This is a genomic window from Devosia oryzisoli, from assembly GCF_014837245.1.
GTDB lineage: Bacteria > Pseudomonadota > Alphaproteobacteria > Rhizobiales > Devosiaceae > Devosia > Devosia oryzisoli.
The window spans coordinates 1,192,719-1,215,718 of record NZ_JACYFU010000001.1; the positions used below are offsets into that span (position 1 = coordinate 1,192,719).

At 65.1% G+C, this 23,000-nt stretch carries 23 protein-coding genes; 15 read left to right on the forward strand and 8 right to left on the reverse strand.

What is annotated here, in order from left to right:
• Positions 1-230: 230 nt before the first annotated feature.
• Complete coding sequence (locus IC608_RS05995; protein ID WP_191773489.1) at positions 231-1,067, forward strand: alpha/beta fold hydrolase; 837 nt, start codon at positions 231-233, stop codon at positions 1,065-1,067.
• A 17-nt stretch (positions 1,068-1,084) separates the two neighbouring features.
• On the opposite strand, the gene IC608_RS06000 is transcribed toward IC608_RS05995, so the two are convergent.
• Entirely contained in the window at positions 1,085-2,716 is a 1,632-nt protein-coding gene (locus IC608_RS06000) for an OmpA family protein (protein ID WP_191773491.1), read from the reverse strand.
• A gap of 491 nt (positions 2,717-3,207) precedes the next feature.
• Positions 3,208-4,653: a hypothetical protein gene (locus tag IC608_RS06005; protein ID WP_191773493.1), complete on the reverse strand. Its 1,446-nt coding sequence runs from the start codon at positions 4,651-4,653 to the stop codon at positions 3,208-3,210.
• A 380-nt stretch (positions 4,654-5,033) separates the two neighbouring features.
• On the opposite strand from IC608_RS06005, the gene IC608_RS06010 reads away from it, so the two are divergent.
• Positions 5,034-5,774, forward strand: a complete 741-nt coding sequence (locus IC608_RS06010; protein ID WP_191773494.1) for an SDR family oxidoreductase — start codon at positions 5,034-5,036, stop codon at positions 5,772-5,774.
• Here IC608_RS06010 and nagA read toward each other — a convergent pair whose 3' ends face one another.
• The 3 genes from nagA to IC608_RS06025 are packed head-to-tail and all read right to left on the reverse strand — an operon-like array spanning position 5,775 to position 8,742.
• Positions 5,775-6,935, reverse strand: a complete 1,161-nt coding sequence (nagA, locus tag IC608_RS06015; RefSeq protein WP_191773495.1) for an N-acetylglucosamine-6-phosphate deacetylase — start codon at positions 6,933-6,935, stop codon at positions 5,775-5,777.
• Positions 6,932-7,960: an SIS domain-containing protein gene (locus IC608_RS06020; protein WP_191773496.1), complete on the reverse strand. Its 1,029-nt coding sequence runs from the start codon at positions 7,958-7,960 to the stop codon at positions 6,932-6,934. Before IC608_RS06020 ends, nagA begins: the two co-directional genes overlap by 4 nt.
• The gene (locus IC608_RS06025) at positions 7,960-8,742 is read right to left on the reverse strand and encodes a GntR family transcriptional regulator (protein ID WP_345890840.1); all 783 of its coding nucleotides are present in this window, start codon (positions 8,740-8,742) and stop codon (positions 7,960-7,962) included. The genes IC608_RS06020 and IC608_RS06025 overlap by 1 nt, the downstream gene beginning before the upstream one ends.
• A gap of 189 nt (positions 8,743-8,931) precedes the next feature.
• Here IC608_RS06025 and IC608_RS06030 point away from each other — a divergent pair, with 189 nt between their 5' ends.
• Positions 8,932-9,837, forward strand: a complete 906-nt coding sequence (locus IC608_RS06030) for an N-acetylmuramic acid 6-phosphate etherase (protein WP_191773498.1) — start codon at positions 8,932-8,934, stop codon at positions 9,835-9,837.
• Positions 9,838-9,919: 82 nt separating this feature from the next.
• Entirely contained in the window at positions 9,920-10,399 is a 480-nt protein-coding gene (locus IC608_RS06035; protein ID WP_191773499.1) for an SRPBCC family protein, read from the forward strand.
• Between the two features lie 7 nt (positions 10,400-10,406).
• Here the strand turns inward: IC608_RS06035 and trxC are convergent, their stop codons facing one another.
• Positions 10,407-10,838, reverse strand: coding sequence for a thioredoxin TrxC (gene trxC / locus IC608_RS06040; protein WP_191773500.1), 432 nt, complete (start codon positions 10,836-10,838; stop codon positions 10,407-10,409).
• A gap of 214 nt (positions 10,839-11,052) precedes the next feature.
• Between trxC and IC608_RS06045 the strand changes: the two genes are divergently transcribed.
• From IC608_RS06045 to IC608_RS06070, 6 genes are all read left to right on the forward strand, one after another.
• The gene (locus IC608_RS06045; RefSeq protein ID WP_191773501.1) at positions 11,053-12,861 is read left to right on the forward strand and encodes a sensor histidine kinase; all 1,809 of its coding nucleotides are present in this window, start codon (positions 11,053-11,055) and stop codon (positions 12,859-12,861) included.
• Entirely contained in the window at positions 12,858-14,186 is a 1,329-nt protein-coding gene (locus IC608_RS06050) for a sigma-54-dependent transcriptional regulator (RefSeq protein WP_191773502.1), read from the forward strand. Before IC608_RS06045 ends, IC608_RS06050 begins: the two co-directional genes overlap by 4 nt.
• A 178-nt stretch (positions 14,187-14,364) precedes the next feature.
• A complete protein-coding gene (locus IC608_RS06055) occupies positions 14,365-15,321 on the forward strand; it encodes a TAXI family TRAP transporter solute-binding subunit (protein WP_191773504.1) in 957 nt (318 codons plus the stop codon).
• Between the two features lie 63 nt (positions 15,322-15,384).
• On the forward strand, positions 15,385-17,487 hold the full coding sequence (locus IC608_RS06060) for a TRAP transporter permease (protein WP_191773506.1): 2,103 nt from the start codon (positions 15,385-15,387) through the stop codon (positions 17,485-17,487).
• Positions 17,448-17,870, forward strand: a complete 423-nt coding sequence (locus tag IC608_RS06065; protein WP_345890841.1) for a DUF1850 domain-containing protein — start codon at positions 17,448-17,450, stop codon at positions 17,868-17,870. The genes IC608_RS06060 and IC608_RS06065 overlap by 40 nt, the downstream gene beginning before the upstream one ends.
• Positions 17,871-17,993: 123 nt before the next feature.
• Positions 17,994-19,361 carry an FAD-containing oxidoreductase gene (locus tag IC608_RS06070; protein ID WP_191773508.1) on the forward strand — a complete coding sequence of 456 codons (1,368 nt, stop codon included), beginning with the start codon at positions 17,994-17,996 and terminating at the stop codon, positions 19,359-19,361.
• Positions 19,362-19,388: 27 nt separating this feature from the next.
• Here IC608_RS06070 and IC608_RS06075 read toward each other — a convergent pair whose 3' ends face one another.
• Entirely contained in the window at positions 19,389-19,709 is a 321-nt protein-coding gene (locus IC608_RS06075) for an ArsR/SmtB family transcription factor (protein WP_248306172.1), read from the reverse strand.
• 115 nt (positions 19,710-19,824) lie between these two features.
• Here IC608_RS06075 and IC608_RS06080 point away from each other — a divergent pair, with 115 nt between their 5' ends.
• Genes IC608_RS06080 through IC608_RS06100 form a run of 5 tightly spaced genes read left to right on the forward strand, consistent with a single transcriptional unit; the run spans position 19,825 to position 22,761 of the window.
• Positions 19,825-20,253, forward strand: a complete 429-nt coding sequence (locus IC608_RS06080; protein ID WP_191773512.1) for a YeeE/YedE family protein — start codon at positions 19,825-19,827, stop codon at positions 20,251-20,253.
• On the forward strand, positions 20,253-20,693 hold the full coding sequence (locus IC608_RS06085; RefSeq protein WP_191773513.1) for a DUF6691 family protein: 441 nt from the start codon (positions 20,253-20,255) through the stop codon (positions 20,691-20,693). The genes IC608_RS06080 and IC608_RS06085 overlap by 1 nt, the downstream gene beginning before the upstream one ends.
• A 25-nt stretch (positions 20,694-20,718) precedes the next feature.
• Complete coding sequence (locus IC608_RS06090) at positions 20,719-21,633, forward strand: MBL fold metallo-hydrolase (protein WP_191773515.1); 915 nt, start codon at positions 20,719-20,721, stop codon at positions 21,631-21,633.
• 5 nt (positions 21,634-21,638) lie between these two features.
• A complete protein-coding gene (locus IC608_RS06095; RefSeq protein ID WP_191773517.1) occupies positions 21,639-21,962 on the forward strand; it encodes a protein tyrosine phosphatase family protein in 324 nt (107 codons plus the stop codon).
• Between the two features lie 13 nt (positions 21,963-21,975).
• On the forward strand, positions 21,976-22,761 hold the full coding sequence (locus tag IC608_RS06100) for a sulfite exporter TauE/SafE family protein (RefSeq protein WP_191773519.1): 786 nt from the start codon (positions 21,976-21,978) through the stop codon (positions 22,759-22,761).
• Here IC608_RS06100 and IC608_RS06105 read toward each other — a convergent pair.
• On the reverse strand, positions 22,725-22,997 hold the full coding sequence (locus tag IC608_RS06105) for a hypothetical protein (RefSeq protein ID WP_191773521.1): 273 nt from the start codon (positions 22,995-22,997) through the stop codon (positions 22,725-22,727). The two genes, IC608_RS06100 and IC608_RS06105, sit on opposite strands and share 37 nt — an antisense overlap.
• Between the last annotated feature and the right edge of the window lie 3 nt (positions 22,998-23,000).

Consider the following 23,000-nt stretch of genomic DNA (forward strand, 5'->3'; position numbering starts at 1 on the left):
GCCGAACACACGCGGCTCGGGCGACGCGCACCATAAGGTTAACTGCGTGTCGTCACAAGCGCAGTGAACCGGTGCGATGACCACTTGCCCGGGAGCGGGAACACCGGATAATGCGCCCTATGTCGCTTTTTCGCCGCTCGCGCTCCGTTCCGCCCGATCATCCCGCATTTGCGGGCTTGCCGGTTCGACTTATAACCCTCGGCGACGGGAGAACGCGGGCCGCAGTGCACGTGTCCGGCCCGCTCACTGGCGAAAAACTGCCGCTGGTGTGCCTTGCCGGGTATCACCGCAACATGAGCGATTTTGCAGCGCTGCTGACCGCGGTCAATTCTGATCCAGCCCCTCGACCACTCGTGCTGATCGACCTTCCCGGGCGCGGCCGGGCGGATGATCGCCCCCGAGCAGAGGACTACAGCTCGGTCCAGGACGCCCGCGATGTGGCGGACGTATTGGCCGCCTTGAGCATCGGCCGCATGGTGTTGCTGGGGCAATCGCATGGTGGACAGGTCGCCATGGCGCTGGCAGCGCGACACCCCTTGCTCATCGCCGGCACGATCCTGGTCGATGCGGGCCCCTTGACGGACTCGCGCGGCATCGTACGGCTACGAAACAATCTGGCTCATCTGGAGGGGCTGAAGGGTGCCAAGGCCATCCAGGCCAGCCAGCGCCGCATGCTGGCGGGCGATTATCCGGGGCATGATGAAGCCAGCCTCGACCGCCTCGCACTGCGGACGCACTGGATAGACAAGCGGGGGCACGCGCGGCCGCTGTTCGACGCGCGGCTGATCAAGGCGCTGGACAGCTTCAACTTCGACGACATTCTGGTGGCTCAATGGCCTCTGTTCGACGCGCTGACATGCGCGCCGCTGATGCTGCTGCGCACACAACTGAGCGATCAACTCCGGCGGGAGACTTTTGAGGACATGGTGCGCCGCCGGCCCGATGCGCGGGCCCTCACGCTAGCCGGACAAGGCAGTCCCGCCCTGTTCGACGAGCGCGAAGAGGTCGACGCCATCCTCGCATTTGCCGACGGCCTGGACGGCGGGTGGCGTGCCCGCGCTGCCTGAGCCTGCTCTACAGGCCGTCATTCGCCCTTCGGGTCAGCCACCGAGATGACAATCCGCCGGTTTTTCGCCTTGCCGGCTGCCGTCGTATTGTCAGCAACAGGTTGTGACTCACCATAACCGACGGCGTAGAGCCGGGAGGACGCCACGCCGCGCTCGGCAAGAGCATTGACCACAGCCTCTGCGCGCGAAACGGAAAGGGCCAGGTTTGCGCGGGCATCGCCGTCGGAGTCGGTATGGCCTTCGACGTAGATGTCCGTGTCCGGACAGCGCTGCAGCACGGCCGCAAATGCGTCGAGCTCCGATTGTGCGCTGGTGGTGATGACTGCGGCCCCGGACTGGAACAGGATGGCGTTGTGGTCCGAGAGGGCCTTGAGCTCCGCCTGACAGCTGGCGATGTCTGAGGGGCTTGGCGGCTCAGCGGCGGGAGGAGCGGATGGCGCGGGAGTTGCTGCGCCTTTTGCAGGACCACCTGCGGGCGGGGAAGCCTCCTCCTGGCCTGCGTCGCTGTCGACCGGAGCCGCTTCAGGCGGAGCCGGCGGGTCTTCAGCGACGACAGCATCCGGGGCGCTGACGGGGAGCTGCGCGGGTGGCCGGGCAACGGCCGGTGCGGCGAGGGAAACCGACCAATCGGCGGCGTTACCGCCCAGCGCCTCGGCGACGGCAGCTTCGGAATAGGCCTCGCCCCCCTGCCCTGAAGCCGACCAGTTCTGGCCATCGAAGCTCACGGTTCCTGTGTCGATCAGCGTCAGAAGGTCCATCGCTTCGAGCAGGTGCCGGGCAAATTCGGGCGGCGCATCGAGCACGACGGTGGTCTCGTCCACAGCGCCTGACCCGCCCCGCGTCTCGAGGAAACGCTGGGTGGCCGCCGCCGGAACGTTACCGGTGAAGGTTATGATTCCGTCTTCGGCACGCGTGGCGGCGAAGGTATAGGGTGCCGGCGCCGCTACCACCGGGCTTTCCACCGGCTGGAGAGCCAGTTGCCAACCGGCCTGGGCGAGACCTCGTACGCCGAACTCGGTCTCTAGCGCCCGCTTGTCTTCCTCGGAAGCCGGGGCTCCTGAAATCGTCCAGGCGCCGTTCCGGAAAGCCACTTCACCCGCTGCGAGGTGAGACAGCATGCCCACGGCCTGCTCGGCCGACTGGCCGAAATTTGTCGGCTCGCCGGACGCATAGGCGATGGTGGACACAGTGTCCGCTCCAGCAGCGGCCAGCAGGTCCCGCTCCAGCGTTGGACCGGGGAGCGCGCCGCTGAAGACAACATTGCCGTCGCTGCTCTTGCTGGCGACGAACTCATAAGCGGCCGCGGCCGGTGCCTTTATGTCAGCCATGGCCACGACGAGGCGGGCTGGAGCACCGTCGGCGATACTTTTCTGAAGCTCCTCATATGCCTTGGCATCGGCGGCGACACCGGACAGCGTCAGCACGTTGCCGCGCAGGGTGAACCGTCCCTCCGACAGGCGCGACAGCAGGCGCAGACCGAAATCGACGCCATCGGCATATTCGGCCGGAGCGCCTGAACCGAGTTTCAGCCAGTTCACGTCCACGGCGTCGCGGGCATCGAGCGCGTCGCGGGTTTTCTCGTCGGGAGCATAGCCATCAAAGACGATCACGCCGCTCGGCTGGCGGGTGGCGCTGACCCAGTAATCCATGACCCGTGGCGCCGGGAGGGTGACAATGGAGGATTGCGCTTGCGCGACGAAAACCGAGTCAGTGGAAGGCCTTGCCAGCGGCTGTTGATACGGGGAATCAGGTGCGGCCGGGGCCGGGAAAGCCCTATGCGCCTGCCAAACCGGTGTCGCGCCTTGTTCCGGCGCGGGTTCGGAAACGACGGGAGGTGCTCCGACCGCGGTCGCACTTCCCATCAATACGAGAACTGATGGCACCATCCAGTTGAGGATGTCCCTGGTCATTGCGAATCCTGATTGCTGCCCGCTTCTGGCGCGACCGTAGATGATTTGCAGAGTCACCGGAAGATGCGGACCGGCACCATGGCCGGGCCCTGGCTGGCGACGCCTCGCGGTTGATGCACCCCGACGCCCACAAAGGCATCTGCCAACTCGGCGCCTGCAGATCGCCGAGCTCCAGAAACAGAAAGGCCCGGCAGAGCCGGGCCTTTCCGAGATCGAAGGTAAGCCGAGGCTTACTGGAAGGCCTTGGCGGCCTTGAAGGTCATGCGGTATGCGCCTTCGCTGTTCAGCTCGCCCTTGACGGAAGAGGTGAAGTTGCCACCCGGAGCCCAAGCCAGTTCGGCAGCGCCGTAGTACAGGCCGTCGGTGACCGGATAGTCGCCGTCGTTGAAGTAAGCACCGACTTCGCCGGTGACCTTGATGGTCTCAGTGAGCGAAGCGATGATGCGGGCCGCAACCTGCGTCATGCTCTGGTCATCGAGCGGAGCCGCGAGGGTATCGAAGTTGGCCGAGAAGTAGCGCGCACCAAGGTTGATCTCGACACCTTCAGTGACGTTGACTCCAATGGAGCCGCCGACACCGTAGCCATCGTCGACGAAGCCGGTGGCCTCATCTTCGTTGCGGGTATATTCACCCGTCAAAGCAACCTTGAACATGTCGAACGCAGCTTCGCCGCTGATGAGAGCGTGAAGTTCATTGCTCTCGCCAACGCCGCGGTAGTTACCGGCAGCCCAATCAGCATAGCCGACAGCAGCGCGGATCTTGAACATGTCAAACGTGCCGGTTGCACCAGCGTGAACGCCCCAGGCATCCACTTCACCGTCCAGAACGCCGATGGCAAGGCCAGTGATGTGAGCCGTCAGGCTTTCACCCGTGTAGGAAACAACGCCAACCAGAGTACCGGCACCAGCGGCACCGGTGGTCCCGCCCGTGCCAGCCAAATTCTCAAGGCCAGCCGATACGTTCACACCGTTGCCGAGGTCAGAGGTGATCTGGATCGAGTGCTTGCCGGTGAAATCTTCATCTTCGTCGTTCTGGAACAGAACGCCAGTATCAACCTTGTCGTAACCAAAGGTCGTCAGGTAATTGAAGGGCTGGCTGTCGCCGAAGTTGGCGATCGAGCTCTTCTTACCAGCCATGATCACGGTCGAATCGCCGATGGAGACGTAGGCTTCGTCGATGTCGAAGTACTGGTCATCAACAAGAGAGACAGCACCGCCAGCAGCAGTATCACCTTCGTTCGTGTAGCGACGCTGATCAATCGACTTCAGCTTAAGGGTTGCCTTGGCAGGACCGAAATCGCTGTCGGCAGTGCCGACAAACTTCAGCCAGGCCTCAACCTTGCTTTCGTAGTCGAGTTCCGAATCACCAACGATCGGGAAGTCATCGCTCGAACGGATGGTGTCAACGTTGGCGTTGACGCCACGAACCGGCACCTGACCGACATATGCGGTATTCTCACCGGCGGCCGTGGTGCCACGATAGTCGCCCCACTTGAATTCGTACTTCACTTCGCCCGAGATCTGCAGGCAGTTGGTGTCGGACGAGATGGTCAGGCCGGAAAGGCCGAGAGCGTCGCAGACGTCCAGCGAGGTGAGGACGCCCAGGTCGGCAGCGTAGCCAGCGGTCGAGAGACCAGCGGCGGCAACAGAACCGAGGATAAGGCTCTTGAGTTTCATTAATTGACCTCCAAAGTCAGTCATTTCTTGTGCCGGTTACCCAGCGGTTTGTCGAAACGCGACCACACTATTCGTGGTGCAGTGTGTTGCCGTCGCGCTGCGACCGACAAACGATCCCATGCATGGATTCGCAAGACCCACTCTACGCATCGAAGTCGCGGGTGCAATCACGCAGTGGGGGTTTTGGGGCTGCCACAATCTGGTTGCGGATTGGATGTTGCAGATTCAGCACAGATTTGGAAACGCTCTGTTAAGACTTGTGACCGAGCCGTTAAAACGGCCGGATTCGCGGGCGTTTTGCGGCGGTGTATGCTCGCGGGACGGGGCGACACACGGTGTCCAAGTCCTGTCGAGCCTGGGGCAGAAATGTGGAGAATGGGATGAGCGAGCGGAAAGTGGCGCTGGTGACCGGGGGCACTTCGGGCATCGGGAAAGCGTCGGCCATCGGGTTGCGGCAGGCCGGCTGGTCGGTCGTCGTCTGCGGGCGCCGAGCCGAACTTGTCGAGTCGATGACGCGGGAGCATGACCTTCATGGCGTCGTGTGCGATGTGACCGATACTGATGCCGTCGCCGCGCTCTTTCGGCAGTTGCGAAGCGAAACGGGGCGGCTGGATCTGGTCTTCAACAATGCCGGCCGCTTTGCGCCGGCCACGCCGTTCGGGGACATCAGCGTCGACACCTGGCGCGTCATGATGGACACCAACCTCAATGGTGCCTTCTACGTAGCGCGCGAAGCGTTCCGACTGATGCGGGACCAGTCGCCCCAGGGTGGGCGCATCATCAACAACGGGTCGATCTCGGCCTACGTGCCCCGGCCGCACGCTGCCAGCTACACAACGTCCAAGCACGCCATCACCGGGCTCACCAAGGCGATTTCGCTCGACGGCCGCCCGTTCAACATTGCCTGCGGGCAGATCGATATCGGCAATGCGGCGACCGACATGACCGGCGCGATGAACAGCGGCTCCCTGCAGGCCAATGGCACGATGATGCCGGAGCCAACCTTCGACGTGCGCCATGTGGTGGACGCGATTCTCTACATGGCCGGGCTGCCGCTCAGCGCCAATGTGCAGTTCATGACCGTGATGGCCACGACGATGCCCTATATCGGCCGCGGCTGATCAGGCGGACCAGACCTTTTCGCCGCCGATCCAGGTGGAGCAGACCCGGCGCTGGTCATCGAGGAGGACGAAATTGGCCATAGCCCCTGATGCGAGGTGGCCGTAGACGTCGTCTATCTTCATCGCCATGGCCGGGTAGAGGGAAGCCATACGCAGGGCTTCCTCGAAGGGCAGACCGATCCGGTCAGCGACGAAGTTGACGGCGTCGATCATGTCGAGATCGGCTCCGGCCAGTGTGCCGTCGGCGAGGCGCAGGGCGCCGTCGGCCCGGGTGATGGTGCGGCCGTTGAGCGTCAGGGTCCGGAGGTCCGTGCCGGTTTGCGACATGGCGTCGGTGACAAGGAATATGCGGCCGGGCGGGCGCTTGGCGCGTAGGGCGACGCCGATGCTGGCCGGATGAACATGAATGCCGTCGGCAATAAGGCCGGCGAAGATCTCCCCCCGGTCGAGCACTGCGCCCACGAGACCCGGCTCGCGATTGCCCATCTGGCTCATGGCGTTGAAGAGATGCGTGACCATCGTGGCGCCGGCATCGAAGGCCGCTTCAGCCAGGTCGTAGCTTGCGTCGGAGTGTCCGAGGCTCACGATCGCGCCGGCGCCGGCAAGGGCCGCAACCTGCTGCGGGGTGACGGTTTCGGCGGCCACGGTGCACAGCAGATTCGGGAGCAGGCTGGCGGCGCCGACGATGCGGGACAGGTCAGTGTCGTCCATCGGCCTGATGAGCCCCGGGTCGTGGGTTCCCTTACGGGAAAGCGCCAGGTGGGGGCCTTCGAGGTGAAGACCGAGGAAGCCCGGGACGCGCGTCTCGGTCGCAGCGCGGCCGGCTTCTATGGCGGCTTCATTCACCGCGGCCGTATCGGTGATCAGGGTCGGCAGGAGGGCAGTGGTGCCAAACTGGGTATGGGCGGCGCAGATCGTCTGGATGGACTGCAGCGACGGGTCGTTGTTGAAAAGGACGCCACCGCCGCCATTGACCTGCAGATCGATGAAGCCCGGCACCAGCATGGCACCCTTGGCCGCGATGCGTTCGGCATTGGCAGGCACGTCATCGACGCTCACAACCCCGCTGACATAGCCGAGTTCGACGAGGAGCGCGGCCTCGTCGTACCATCGGTGGCCGTCGAAGATGCGGGCGCCCTCGATCGCCTTGAGGTCGCTCATACGGTTTCGGTGACCTTCTTGAGCATGGGCGGCGCATCCGGATTGAGGCCGCGATGCAGCGCCAGCGCCTCGACGAAACGATAGAAGGACACAATCAGCGCCAGCGGGTCGGTGAGCGGATGCCCCGTGGCCGCAAACGGCAATCGGGTCGCAGGCCCGGGCCGATCGCTCGTGAGGAAGGCTCGGGCGCCCTGCCCCGCGAGCTTGTGGGCCATATCAGCCACCGAACCCTCGGCTGCGTCGCGCGCCGCCAGGCCGAGGACCGGGTAGCCGGCTGTCACGATGGACACGGGGCCGTGCATCACTTCGGCGGCGCTATAGGACTCGCCCTGGATGCCGCAGGTTTCCTTGAACTTCAGCGCGGCTTCGTTGGCGATGGCATAGCCCGGGCCACGGCCGAGGACGTAGAGGGCATCCTGGCCGTCCAAGGCCCCGATCATCTCGGACCAGTCGCAGGCGACGGCCCTGGAGAGGGACTCGGGGAGTTCGCCGATGGCACGCTGCAAGGCGGCATCCTGGCTCCAGCGCGCCAGGAGCGCCAGGCCGGCCACCACGGAGGTGACGAAGGTCTTGGTCGCCGCCACGCTCTGCTCGACCCCGGCGTGCAGATCGATGGTGAAATCGGAGGCTTCGGCGAGCGGGGACCCTGCGGTGTTGGTGATGGCAATCGTCGTTGCGCCGCTGCGTCTGGCCGACTGGGCCATGCCCACGATATCGGGGCTCTTGCCGGACTGCGAAATGGCGATCGCGGCGGCCGAGCGGAGCTTGAGCTGCTTGTTGTAGATCGAAGCGATGGAGGGGCCCACGGAGGCCACGGGTACGCCCAGCGTCAGCTCGATGGCGTATTTGAGGTACGTCGATGCGTGATCGGACGAGCCGCGTGCAACGGTGACGATAACGGCCGGATCAATCTCGCGCAGGCGCGCGGCCGCAGCGTCGAGCACGGGAGCCGAGGCGTCGAGGAAACCGGCCACGACCTGCGGGATTTCCTCCACCTCGCGGCGCATGTGCGTGGTCTGGGTCATCAGGCAGCTCCTTTGGTTGATCCGTCGCCGAGCCGAAGTTCGGCGACAAAGTCATAGGTATCGCCCCGGTAGATGGAGCGCGTGTATTCGATCACCCGCCCGGAGGCGAGGTAGGATGTGCGCTCGATGCTGAGACCGGCCGAGCCGACCGGGACCTGCAGGCGAAGCGCGTCCTCTTCACCCAGATTGGCGGCGCGAATACGCTGGATGGCGCGCACCGGCCGGTTCCCGGTCTTGTCCAGGTGTTTATAGAGCGAATCCTTGATGGCGAGAGGATCGGGGAGAATTGTCGCAGCCAGACTGGCGCGCTCGATCGCCAGCGGCGTGTCGCCCGTCAGGCGCAAGCGATTGATGCGGGCGACCTTTTCTCCCGATCCCAGCCCCAGAACCACGGTTTCCTCCGGCGATGGGATGTAGAGCCCCCGCTCAAGCCACTCAGCCCGCACGGCCATGCCGCGGCGGGCCATGTCCTCGGTGAAGGAGGTCAGTTGCGACAGCGATTGTTCGACGCGCTGGGCGGGCGGGGCAACGAAGGTGCCGGAGCCGTGCCGTTGCACGAGGACACCGTCCTGCACCAATTGCTGCACGGCCTTACGAACCGTTACCCGGGAAACCTCTGCGCGCAACGCCAGGTCGCGCTCGGAAGGCAGCGCGTCGCCTGGGTTTATGAGGCCGCGACTGATGGATTCGACGATCCACCGCTTGAGCTGCAGATAGAGCGGTCCGCCCGGTGGAAGGATAACCGGACCACCGGCAAAGATGTTGCCCCCGAAGTCCGTCACAGCCTTTCCTTCCATATCAATCCCGTGCCTCTTTAATACCAATAAGATACCATTGCACTACCGGCAAGCGTACCACTTGCGCTTTTTGACCGATCGGCGCCTCTGGCCCTCCGGCGCCGCTGCGCGGGTTGATCGAAAAACGAGAAGTGGTATGGCTTTGGCATTGCAGACGCGACCTTGGACGAGGCCATGCCGGCACAGCAAACAGAATCGGCTCATTCGCAGGCCCATGCGCTCGACCTGAGGAGCGATAGTGACATCGTCGCCCTTCTGGCTGCTGGCCAGGCCGAGGCCGCCGGTTGCGTGGGTGAGGCCGGTGCTGCGATCGCAGCTGCGGCGGACTTGATGGCCCAAACCGTTCGCCAAGGCGGCAGGCTGATCTACGCGGCGGCCGGAAGTTCGGGACTGATGGCGCTGGCCGACGCGCTCGAATTGCCGGGCACCTATGGTATCGACCGATCGCAGATCGAAGTCGTGCTGGCGGGCGGCATGGCGGCCCTGAGCGACATGCGGGGCGGCCCCGAGGACGATGGCGGGGCGGCCAAGGCCGCGATAGAGGCTTTGGTCCCGTCTCAGCGGGATTGCCTTATCGCCGTGACGGCCAGTGGGCAGACGCCCTTTCCGCTGGCGGCGGCCGAGGCCGCGCGCGGCCACGGCGCCAGAACGATCGGCATCGCGAACAATGCCGGTGCCCGGCTCTTCGGGATGGTGGACGTTGCGGTCCACCTGCGGACGCCGGCGGAGGTTATCGCCGGATCGACGCGAATGGGTGCCGGAACGGCTCAGAAGATTGCCCTCAATACAATGTCGACGCTGATGGCGATCCGCCTGGGTCATGTGCATGATGGCTATATGATCAATGTCGTTGCCGACAATGACAAGCTGCGCGAACGGGCCCGCGGCATGGTGTGCGCGATAGCCGGCGTCGACGCGGCAGTGGCCGGAGAGGCTCTCGAGCAGAGCGGTGGTTCGGTGAAGCTGGCGGTTCTTATTGCCGTGAGCGGGCTGGCGCCGAACGAGGCGCGGCGGGCGCTCGAGGCGCATGACGGGCACCTGCGGCCGGCACTGAGATCTTTGAAGCCGTCGGCGGCCTGAGGGAGAAAAACCGCACCGGGGATGTCGAAGCGGCCTCGGGGCTTTCGTCGTCCTGGTGACTGCACATTCAGGGAGCCCGAACATGCCAGACGCCGCCATACCTTCCGAGACAGCCCGCGACCTCGTTCTCACCCGCCTGATCGATGCTTCACCCGAAGCGCTCTACCGCTGCTGGACCATCCCGGACTTGCTGGTCCAGTGGTTCGCTCCGAAACCCTGGTCAACGCCGCGCGCCACGCTGGACGTGCGGCCCGGGGGCGCCTGCACAGTCGTCATGGCGGATGAAACCGGCACCGAATACCCCAATCGGGGTCAGTACCTGGACGTGATCCCCAACCGCAAGCTGGTGTTCACCGACGCCTATGTCGGTGACTGGGCGCCATCGGAAAAGCCCTTCTTCACCTGCATCCTGACCTTCGTGCCGGAGAACGGGCGCACACGATACACCGCCCTTGCCCGCCACTGGACGGAAGAGGACAAGCAGGCGCACGAGAAGATGGGCTTCCACGAAGGCTGGGGGCTTTGCACCACGCAGCTCGAAGAGGTGGCGCGTCGCCTCTAGCCGACGATCAGCGCCGCAGCTGGTCTTCGATCCACGACTGTATCTGGGGCGCCGGCATTGCGCCGGAGACCCGCCCCACCTCCTTGCCATCCTTGAACAAAAGCATTGTGGGGATGCCGCGAATGCCAAGCCGGGACGCGACCTGCTGCTGCTCGTCGGAGTTGAGCTTGAGGAAGCGAAGGTCCGGCTGCATCGACTGAGCGGTCTTGGCGAATTCGGGACCCATGACACGGCACGGGCCACACCAGGGCGCCCAGACGTCGACCACGACGGGGATGCTGGAGCGCGCAACCTGCTTGTCGAAAACCGGTGTCGTGACGTCGGGCACGGTTACGGGGAAGAGCGCGGCACCGCACTTTCCGCACTTGCCGGACAGCGCATCGCGGCCTTCAGGAATGCGGTTGGTGGCCCCGCAGGCGGTGCAGACGATATTGCTCATGAGTGGCTCCGGGCTCGTTCGCACTGAATATTGGTGCCCCCGGCAGGCAATTCCAGCCTTGGCTCGCGCTCATCCCACGACATAAGGAAGCCTCGGACCGTCTTAGCCGACACGTCCTCTGTGGCCACGCCAGACGATGGTTGCGATTGCATCGCGGCAGCGAGTGCGACAGAGTTTTTACGACAGCCCGAAAGAGGCTGGTGGAGGAACGGACATGGCAAAGGTCAGACGGCACCATGTGGTGCTCGCGCTGGCGGCAGTGCTCACGGTGTTCGCCGTGGCGGCGGCCACCTGGCACGCGTCGACCTTGCGGCTGATGGCCGAGGCCGAGCGGCAGGTGCAGGATCGGCTGACGATCAGCCAGCGCTCGGTCGAAAGCGAGATCGAGCGGTTTCGCTATCTTCCCGGCGTGATCGGCAAGGACGAGCGCATCGTGCGGCTGCTCGAAGAGGAGGCTGCGGGCGAAACGGCGTTGCATGCCAACACCTATCTGCAGGCCGTGCGCGGCATGTCGGGCGCGGACGAACTCTACGTCCTCAACACGGACGGGCTGACGCTGGCGGCGAGCAACTGGAACGAGCCGGGAAGTTTCGTGGGCCATTCCTATGGCTTCCGGCCCTATTTTCAACAGGCGATGGAGGATGGGAGCGGTCGGTTCTATGCCGTGGGCGTCACCACGGGGAAACCGGGCTATTTCCTCTCGAGCCGGATTGTCGCCAGTGGGCGCACGATCGGCGTGGCGGTGGCCAAGGTCGACATGTCTCCCCTGGCCTCAACCTGGGCCGAGGCTGGAGAACTCAGCGGGCTTGCCGACAGCGACGGCATCATCTTCCTTGCGGGGGATCCGCGCTGGATGTACCGGCCGCTGCGTCCGCTCGGCGCAGAGACGCTCGACAGGCTCGGGCAGGAACGCCGGTATGACGGCATCGACCTGGCTGCGGCGCTTCCGCTGGGTTTGCCCACAAGAATCGCCGATGGGACGCGGTTGGCATATGAGGGGCAGGTTTATCTGCTCGACAGCCGTCTCCTCGATCCCGAGGGCTGGCAGTTGCTCTCGGCCATTCCGCTCGAACCGGTGGAGCGCGTCGCCTCGCTGACCGGCGGGGTGGCGGCGTTGCTGACGCTGATGCTTTTTGCCCTTTTTGCCCTTTATCGGCAAAGGCGGCAGATCACCCGGATGCGGCTCGAGCAGAACGCGGTGCTGGAGCAGCGCGTGGCGGAGCGGACGCGGGCGCTGGCGCATGAGGTGGAGGAACGACGCCGGGCGGAGGCCGAATTGCGCGATACGCAAGAGAGCCTCGTCCATGCGGCCAAGCTGGCGGCGCTGGGCCGCATGTCCGCGGCCATCGTGCACGAGGTGAGCCAGCCGCTTTCAGCGCTGGACAACACGCTGGCTGCCGCCGACCTCCATGCGGAGAGAGACGCAAAGGCGGAGGTGCGCCGGACGCTGGCTTCGGCCCGGAACCTGCTCAAGCGCATGCAGCGCACGGTCAAGCACCTGCGCAACTTCTCGGGCCGCCGGGAGCCGGGGCCGGCCGAGGCGGTCAATGTTGCGGCGGTGCTGGAGGCTGCCGTCGAAATCGTGACGCCACAGGCGCGGGACCGGGGCATAGCCTTGACGATCGATGTCTCCCCTGCCCTGGCCCGGGCCAAGGGAAACGCTGTCCGGCTCGAACAGGTGTTCATCAATCTGCTGCTCAATGCGGTCGAGGCCACAACCGGCATGGCGGATGGGGCGATCGTGGTCACGGCGAGGAACAAGGACGATCACTTGCAGATCGAGATTGCCGATAGCGGCACGGGCATGTCGGAGGCGGTGCGGGAGCGGCTGTTCGAGCCGTTCTTCACCACGAAAAATTCCGGCGAGAGCCTTGGCCTTGGACTCTCCATTACGCGGATGCTGCTTGAGGAATTCGGCGGCACGCTGGAGTTTTCGCCGAGGGCCGGCGGGGGCACGGTGGCACAGGTGAGCCTGGGTGTCTTCGAGACCCGGGCCACACCGGCCGTGGCGGTGCCGGCATGACGCGCGGCGTCATCGTCTTTGTCGACGACGAGCCGGAATTGTGCCAGGCCGCCGAGGATTGGCTGGGCGTTTCCGGGTTCACCATCGCGACCTTCACCGACCCATGCCGGGCGCTGGACGCCGTCGATCCGGCAGAAGTCGATTGTATCGTCACCGATGTGCGCATGCCGGTCGTTTCGGGGCTCGAGGTGCTGCGGCACTTTCGGCAAGTGGACGCGGACCTGCCGGTGGTCCTGTTGACGGGGCATGGCGATGTTGCGCTGGCCGTCGATGCGATGCGGCAGGGCGCGCATGATTTCCTGCAGAAGCCCTATGATGCGGACCATCTCGTGGCAGTGCTCGACCGGGCGGTGGCCCAGCGGCGGGCGCTGCAGGAACTGAAGCGGCTCCGGCGCGGCGATGGCGCCGCCACCATGGAGGACCGGCTGGTCGGGCAGTCCCTGGCGATCGCGCAGCTGCGGCGCTCGGTGTTGCACCTGGCCGACATCGACGTGGACGTGCTGATCACCGGCGAAACGGGAACCGGCAAGGAAGTCGTGGCGCGGGCGCTGCACGATTTCGGGGCCCGATCGCAGGGACATTTCGTGGCCATCAACTGCGCTGCCATTCCCGAAACGGTGTTCGAGAGCGAATTGTTCGGGCACGCCAAGGGTGCCTTCACCGGGGCGGCGGGCGAACGGATCGGGCGGCTCGAGCACGGGCGAGGCGGCACCGTTTTTCTCGACGAGATCGAATCCATGCCGTTGGCGCTGCAGGCCAAGGTGCTTCGGGCGATCCAGGAGCGAACGGTGGAGCCGCTGGGGACCAACGTCGTGCGGCCGATCGACGTGCGGTTCATCGCGGCCAGCAAGGTGGACCTGCGGGAGGAAGCCGCCGCCGGGCGCTTCCGGTCCGACCTCTATTTTCGGCTCGCGACCGTCGACCTGCAAATCCCGCCCCTCCGCGCGCGCAAGGAGGACATCGAAATGCTGTTCACCCGCTTCGCCTTGGCCGCGGCGCACCGCTTCGGCCTGCCGCACCCCCATCTCGATGCGGTGGAACTGGCGCAGTATCGCGAGCAGAATTGGCCGGGCAATGTGCGGGAGCTCAAAGCGGCAGCGGAGCGGCGGGTTCTGGGGCTGGGGGCTGGATCGGCCGCGCCAACCGCCCCGGACGGCAGCAGCACCCTGCCCGAACTGGTGGCGCGGTTCGAGGCCGGATTGATCCTGGACGCCCTGCGGGACGCCAACGGGGTATCCGCCGAGGCGGCCGAAAAGCTCGGCATCGCGCGCCGGACCCTCAACGAGAAGATCGTCCGCTACGGGTTGCGCGATCACGCCCAATAGCGGGCGGATTTCCGCCACAGGTCCAGCGGCTTTGGCGCTCATCCGCCGGAACTGATTCCGCCCGAAGCTCTAAGCCCTTGATAATGCTATATCTCGCTCGTGGCATGGCGCTTGCAACTTAGGTGTTGTGCGCGATCTCGGTCGCGTTCCGGATCAACATGCACAGGGAGGAAAAAGCATGTCGTTTGTTCCCACACGTCCCATCGCCGGCCTATTGATGGGGGTGGCTCTGATCGCCAGTGCCGCTCCGGCACAATCGCAGGAGTACATCAACATCCTCACCGGCGGCACCTCGGGCGTCTACTACCCGCTCGGTGTAGCCCTCTCGGAAATCTATGCCGAGAACATCGAGGGCGCCCGCACCCAGGTCCAGGCCACCAAGGCGTCCGTCGAAAACCTGAACCTGCTGCAGCAGGAAAAGGGTGAACTGGCCTTTGCCCTTGGCGATTCCGTGAAGGCCGGCTGGGAAGGCGTAGAGGAAGCCGGTTTCCCGGCCCCGCTGACAGAACTGCGCGCCATCGCCGCCATCTACCCCAACTACGTGCAGGTGGTTGCCAGCGGGGAATCCGGCATCGAGTCCTTCGCCGACCTCAAGGGCAAGTCCATGTCGGTCGGCGCTCCGGCGTCGGGCACGGAGCTCAATGCGCGGGCCATCTTCGCGGCCTCGGACATGAGCTATGACGACCTCGGCAAGCTCGAGTACCTGCCCTATGCGGAATCGGCCGAGTTGATGAAGAACCGGCAGCTCGACTCGACGCTGCAGTCGTCCGGCCTGGGCGTGGCCTTCATCAAGGACCTGTCGGCCACCATGGACATCAACCTCGTGGCCATTCCGGCCGATGTGGTGAACAAGATCGGTGCGCCCTATGTGCCGGCCGTGATCCCCGCGGGCACCTATGACGGGCAGGACGAGGACGTGCCGACCGCAGCGATCGGCAACATCCTGGTTACCCGCGCGGGCGTCAGCGACGAGACCGCCTACCAGATGACCAAGCTGCTGTTCGAGAACCTCGACCGCCTGAAGTCGGCCCACTCCGCTGCCGGCGCGATCGACCCGGCCAAGGCCACCGAAGGGCTGACGATCCCGCTGCATCCGGGCGCCGAGCGCTACTACAAGGAAGCCGGGCTGCTCTAAGGCCCGACCGATGCCCGGAGGGTCTCCCTCCGGGCTATTCCAAGAGTTCTGGGAGGAAACTCGATGACGTCAGCAACGACGGCGGCCATGGCGCCGCAAACTGCCGAAGAAGCGGTAGAAGGACTGCCTCCGGGCTTTGGCACCGGCCTCATGGGTCGCGTGGCCTTTTGCATCGCAATCGCCTTCGCGCTGTTCCAGCTGTGGACGGCGGCCTATGGGACTTTGCCGAGCCAGGTCGTCCGCGCCATGCATGTGGGCTTCCTGCTGCTGCTGGGCTACGGGCTGGTCGGCAACCTCGTCGCCAAGACGTTGACCGGTCGCTTTTTCTTCTGGGCGCTGGGCATCATCGGCTTTCTCACAGGCGTCTATAACTGGGTGTTCTATGCCGACATCCTGCGCCGCTCCAGCTTTCTCACGCCCATGGACCTGGTGGTCGGCGGTGCGGTCATCGTTCTGGTCTTCGAGGCAGCCCGGCGCCTCATGGGATTGCCCCTGGCGATCATCTCGGGGCTGTTCCTGCTCTATTGCCTATTCGGTCAGTACCTGCCCGGAACGTTCGGCCATCGCGGCTATGACCTGGCGCAGATCATCGAGCATTTCGGCTTTGGCACCGAGGGCATCTACGGGACGCCGATCTATGTCTCGGCCGCCTATATCTTCATCTTTGTCGTCTTCGCCGCATTTCTCGAGCGCGCCGGAATGCTGGCGCTCTTCAACGACTTTGCCCTCGGGCTGGTCGGCGGCTGGCGCGGGGGACCGGCGCAGGTCTGCACGCTTTCCTCCGCCCTGATGGGGACCATTTCGGGGTCGGGTGTCGCCAACGTGGTCGCGAGCGGCCAGTTCACGATCCCCCTGATGAAGCGCTTCGGCTTCCGGGCGGCTTTCGCCGGCGGCGTCGAGGCCACGTCCTCCATGGGCGGCCAGATCATGCCGCCCATCATGGGCGCCGTGGCCTTCATCATGGCCGAGACGCTGGACGTGCCCTATAGCGCCATCGTCGTCGCGGCCATCATTCCCGCCATCCTCTATTTCGGCACGTGCTTCTGGGTGGTGCACCTGGAGGCCGGCAAGGCCGGGCTGAGCGGGCTCAGCAAGGACGAACTGCCCAACCCCTGGGCCGCCGTACGCGAACACTGGCCACTCGTGCTGCCCCTGGCCGCGCTGGTGTATCTGCTGTTTGCCGGCTACACGCCGATCTTTGCGGGCACCATGGGGCTGGCGCTGGTTGTGGTGCTGATCCTGGGCATGCCGCTCTCGGCAGCCATCGGACCACGCATCTTCCGGTTCGTCTTCTGGATTGCCCTTGGGCTGGCATCGGCCGCCTTCCTGCAGTTCGGCGTCAACCTCCTCGTTATGGTCATCGCCGCGCTGGTGGTGGCCTGCATCTTCGTTCGCGGGGGGCGGGAAACGCTTGGCATCGTGCGGGATTCGCTCGCCGAGGGCGCCCGCAACGCGCTGCCGGTCGGCATCGCCTGCGCAATCGTCGGGATCGTCATCGGCACGCTCACGCTCACCGGGATTGCCTCCACCTTCATCGGCGCCGTGATCGCCATCGGAGAGAACAACCTGTTCCTCTCGCTGGTCCTGACGATGATCACCTGCCTCGTGCTCGGCATGGGCATTCCGACCATCCCCAACTACATCATCACCTCGTCGCTCGCCGGGCCCGCGCTGCTGGAACTGGGCGTGCCGCTGCTGGTGAGCCACATGTTCGTGTTCTACTTCGGCATCATGGCCGACCTGACGCCACCGGTGGCCCTGGCCTGCTTTGCCGCGGCGCCCATGGCCAAGACGTCCGGCCTGAAGATCTCGCTGCAGGCCACCAAGCTCGCCGCGGCAGGCTTCATCGTTCCGTTCATGGCGGTCTACACGCCCTCGCTGATGCTGCAGGATGGCGGCGCCATGGCCGCCCAGTTCGGGTATCCGGTGGAGGTCGTCTATATCGTCTTCAAGACGGTGCTGGCGATCGGACTGTGGGGCGTGGCCGTGGTCGGCTTCCTCTTCGCTCGCGCCGCCGTGGTCGAGCGGATAGCGGCGTTCGCCATCGGCATCCTGCTAGTGCTGGCGCTGCCATGGACCGATGAGGTGGGCTACCTGCTCGCGATCCTCTTCATCGGCCAGCACTGGTGGCGCAACCGGCGGCAGACGGCGGCGGTGGCGGGCTGATGCTCTGCATCGCCAGCGCCGCCGGCGTCACCGCCCTTGCCGTCTCCTCCTTCAGCCTGAGTTGGACCCATTCGGTGGAGCACACACGCTGGGAGGAGCACTGGCAGGTCGAGGAGCGCGCGCTGCAGCTGGTTTCGGCGACAGTGGAAGGGTCCGGGGCGGGCATCGACCTGCCCCCGGATGCCCGCTGGGTGGATGGCGGCTGGACCTACTCCCCCCATCTTCCGCCCCTCCCCTCGGTGCGGCTCGCGGCTTCCGGGGCAACCGGCGGCGGGTGGCGCCTGTGCACGGACGAGGTCTGCATGGACCTTGGCCAGGAACCGGGCGAAGAGGCGACGCTCAGCGCAGCCCCAAACTGCGAGGGTGCCGCCGATAGACGGTGAGGCACCTTCCCGTGTTGCGTCGCCGCGCGCTGTGCTTGACCCTCTCCCGTGCCACGGAAGGCAACGCCATGGCCGCGCTGACGTTCGTTCAGGGGAAGCACCAAGACCGGGGAGTTGAGCCGCATGATCGAGACCTTCGACGCCATCATCATCGGCGGGGGCCAGGCGGGTCCCGCGCTTGCCGCACGCCTCGCAGGGGCCGGGCAGAAGGTGGTGCTGATCGAACGCCATCTGCTTGGCGGCACCTGCGTGAACACCGGCTGTACGCCCACCAAGGCGATGGTGGCCAGTGCCCATGTGGCGCACATGGCGCGTAGGGCGGACGATTATGGCGTGTCGGTGGATGGCCTGGTCTCGGTCGACATGCGGCGCGTTCGCGTGCGCAAGGATCACATCGTCGAGGCATCGCGCGATGGCCTCAAATCCTGGCTCGAAGGGACCGATGGCGTCGATCTCTTGTTCGGCCATGCGCGGTTCGTCTCCGACCACGAGATCGCGGTGGGCGAGCGGCGGCTGACGGCGCCAAAAATCTTCATCAATGTCGGCGGGCGCGCCCGCATCCCGGACCTGCCCGGTCTCGATCAGATCACGCCCCTGACCAACAGTTCCATCCTGGAGCTCGATCAGGCGCCCGATCATCTCATCATCCTGGGCGGCGGCTACATTGCGCTGGAGTTCGCGCAGATGTTTCGCCGCTTCGGCAGCGCGGTGACCGTGATCGAGCATGGGGACCGCCTGCTCAAGCGCGAGGACGAGGACGCTTCGGAGGTGGTGACGGAGCTTCTGGCCGGCGAGGGCGTGGTGTTCCGGCTGGGCACCGAGGCGGCCTCTGTCGCCAAGACCGATGAGGGCGTGGGCGTGACGCTGAAGAGCGGCGAAATGATCGCCGGCACACACCTGCTGGTGGCGGTGGGACGGGTGCCGAATACGGACGATCTTGGGCTTGAGGCGACCGGCATCTCGACGGACAAGCACGGCTACATCGTCACCAATCCGCGGCTCGAGACGGATGTGGAAGGCGTCTGGGCGCTGGGCGAATGCAACGGCCGTGGGGCCTTTACCCACACCAGCTACAACGACTACGAAATCGTGGCCGATAATCTGCTGGGTGGCGCATCGCGCTCGACCAAGGACAGGCAGACTGCCTATGCACTCTACACCGACCCGCCCATGGGCCGCGCGGGCATGAGCGTGGCGGACGCCCAGGCGGCGGGGCACGCCGTGCTGGTGGGCAAGCGCCCGATGACGCGCGTGTCGCGGGCCACGGAAAAGGGCGAGACGACCGGCTTCATGAAAGTGGTTGTGGATGCCAATACCGATGCCATCCTGGGCGCCACGATCTTCGGCGTCGGCGGGGATGAGGTGGTGCATGTCCTGCTCGACGCCATCCAGGCCGGAACAACGGCCACGGCCCTGCGGCAGACCATGCACATTCACCCGACCGTTGCCGAACTGGTGCCGACGATCCTGGGGGAACTGGAGCCGGCGTGACGCCCGGCAAGCGGCTTCACAGGGCTGCTAGGCCGACGCGCCCGCAGCGTTACCCGGCCGGCAATAGATGTCGTACAGCGTGCCCAGCAAACGCGTTACCGCATCAGACGCCAGACGGTAGAAAATGGTCTGCCCGTCCCTGCGCGTCTTGACCAGTCCCAGCGCCCGCAGCTTGGAAAGATGCTGCGAGAGAGGCGACTGCTCGAGGTCGACGATCCGCGTGAGTTCGCTGACGCTGCGCTCCTGCTCGAGCAGATTGCAGAGGATGAGCAGGCGCTTGGGATTGGCCATTGCGGTGAGCAATTGAGCGGCCTCTTCGGCACGCGGCTCAAGATCGGTAATGTGCATTGGAGAAATGTCGTCGGCTCGCATGGTTGACATATTAGAATATTCGAATATATGGGTCAATGACGTTTTTGACCGGGGTCAGTCCCGCCCGTAACGCCCAGCCACAAATAGGACCATGGAAACCGTTTTCACACCCACTGAAGCCGTCATCGGCGGCACGCTCATTGGCCTCGCGGCCGTTGCCCTCATGGCCCTGCACGGCCGGATCGCCGGGATGACTGGCATTCTCGAAGGCGTCATTGTGCCCAAAGGCGACTGGGGGTGGCGTCTCGCTTTCCTGGTGGGGGCCATCGCTGCTCCAGTTGTGATCCTGCTGCTGACGGGTACTCCCTTGCCGCTGCAGGCAGAGCTTCCCTCCTGGGCCATCATTCTGGGCGGCCTGCTTGTGGGCGTTGGCGTGTCATACGGCGGTGGCTGCACCTCAGGCCACGGCGTCTGCGGGCTGGCGCGACTCTCGACCCGGTCCATCGTTGCCACCCTCACCTTCATGGCGACGACGGCCCTGACCGTTTTCACTGTCCGTCACATCCTGGGGGGGTTCTGATGCTCCTCCGCACGATATCCGCCGCAGCTATCGGTCTTGTCTTCGGCGCCGGCATCGCCATCTCCGGCATGGCCAATCCGGCCAAAGTCCTCAACTTCTTCGACATCTTCGGCACCTGGGACCCCAGCCTCCTGCTGGTGATGGGCTCCGCCCTGATCGTGACCTTCGTGGGCTACCGGCTGGTGCTGCGCCGGCCTGCACCGGCCCTGGATCGCAAATTCCACCTGCCGACCAAGCGCGAGGTGGACGTGCCGCTCGTTGCCGGCTCGGCCCTGTTCGGCATCGGCTGGGGCATAGCTGGCTTCTGCCCCGGCGGTGCAATCCCGGCTCTGGGATCAGGCGAGCCGGCTCCGTTCATCTTCGTTGCCGCGATGATCGGTGGGATCTGGCTCGCGCGCGGGATCAAGGCTCTATCCGCCCGCCGTGCAGCCCTGGCCTGACCCTAGACCTGGAAAGGAATGTAAAATGCCTGCCCAAGCTCTTCCATTCATACCCGATTTGGCCGTGAAGCCCGAGGTGGTCGCGTTCTTCGACGAGCCGACCAATACCATCAGCTACATCGCCAAGGACCCCCATTCCAACGCATGTGCCGTGATCGATTCGGTCATGGACTTCGACTACGCCTCCGGCACCATCGCCTATGAGGGTGCCGACAAGATCATCGAGCACATTCAGACCCACGGCTGGACGCTGGAATGGCTGATCGAGACCCATGTCCACGCCGACCACCTTTCGGCTGCGCCCTATATCCAGTCGAAGCTGGGCGGCAAGCTGGGTATCGGCGACCAGATCTGCGTCGTGCAGAACACGTTCGGCAAGATCTTCAACGAAGGTACTGAATTCCAGCGCGACGGATCGCAGTTCGACCGGCTCTTCAAGGACGGCGACAGCTATCGGATCGGCACCATGACGGCCTACACCCTGTTCACGCCGGGGCACACCCCCGCAGACATGGTGCATGTCATCGGCAATGCCGCCTTTGTCGGCGACACCCTGTTCATGCCCGATGGCGGGTCCGCCCGTGCCGACTTTCCTGGCGGCGATGCGCGCACCCTCTATCGGTCGATCCAGCGGGTACTGACGCTGCCCGGCGAGATGCGGCTGTTCATGTGCCACGACTATGGCCCGAACGGACGGGACATCCAGTGGGAAACCACAGTCGCCGAAGAGCGGGACCACAACATCCATGTCGGCCATGGCACGTCCGAGGACGCCTTCGTCAAGATGCGCGAAGAGCGGGACAGGACCCTGTCCATGCCCAAGCTGATCATTCCCAGCCTGCAGGTGAACATGCGGGCGGGGCGGCTTCCGCCCGCAGAGGACGATGGAAAAACCTATCTCAAAGTGCCCATCAATGGGCTCAGCACCAACAAGGAGTAACAAAGATGAACATCAAGAAGATCGACGACCGGTTCGCCCAGAGCCCGCAAATCCAGCCAGAGGACATGAAGGCCATTGCCGAGGCCGGCTATAAGGGCATCGTCTGCGCCCGCCCCGACAACGAGGATCCCGGTCAGCCGTCCTTTGACGAAATCGCACAAGCCGCAGAGAAGGTCGGGCTCAAGGCCTTCCATATCCCCGTGTCGGGACAGCTCACCGAAGGCCAGTTGATCCGCTTCGAGCAGGCCAAGGCTGAGATCGATGGCCCCATCCTGGGCTATTGCCGCTCCGGCGGCCGCGCCGGCAGCCTCTATTCCGCTACCCTCTGAACGAAAGCCGAATATGCTTCTCGAACCCCTGCAATATCTGCTCGGCGCGCTTTCCGGCAGCCTCGTGGGCTTTACCCTCGGGCTGTTCGGCGGCGGCGGCTCCATCCTTGCCGTACCGCTCATGGTGTATGTGGTGGGGGTTCCTGTGGCTCATGTGGCCATCGGAACAAGCGCCTTCGCGGTGGCAGCCAACGCTGCCGCCAACCTTGTGACCCATGCCCGCAGGGGCAACGTCATTTGGCGCTGCGCCCTGATGTACACAGTCGCCGGCATCGCGGGGGCCTTCGTGGGCTCTACCCTGGGCAAAGCCATGGACGGGGAGAAACTCCTGTTCCTTTTTGCCCTCCTCATGCTTGTCGTGGGGGTGCTGATGTTCCGCGGGCGGGGCAATCCCGGCGTGGCCGGCGCCACCTGCAACCGGGAAAAAGCGCCAAAGGTTCTGGCCTATGGCGGGCTGACCGGCGCCTTCTCCGGCTTTTTCGGCATCGGCGGCGGCTTCCTGATCGTCCCGGGCCTGGTGGCGTCGACCGGCATGCCGATCCTCAACGCGATCGGCTCCTCGCTGGTGGCGGTCACCGCATTCGGCCTCACCACGGCCCTCAGCTATGCCTTCTCGGGCCTGGTCGACTGGCCCCTGGCCGGCGTGTTCGTCGGTGGCGGGGTGATCGGCGGGCTGGTGGGCGCCCGCGTGGCGGGCCTGATGGCCAGCAAGAAGGGCCAGCTGAACATTGCCTTTGCCGGGCTGATCATCGTCGTTGCCCTCTACATGGCCGCCCGGACCATCACGGCGTTCCTCTGACGGACGACCGCCGCCCGCGGGCCATCTCGGACGACCTGCTCGTCGTCCTCACTGCCGAAGAGGCCCTTTTCGCCCAGCGGGAATTGATGCCGGCCCCCGGGGAGCGGGCCGCCTTCGATCGGCAGGTCGGCACCGAGCCCTTCGAGATCAAGCGTGACACCGACGGCACTGCGGGCTTTTTCCAGCGTGGCGCGATTGCCGTAGATGCGGGTGCGGGCGCGGTCAACCGCGCTCATTTC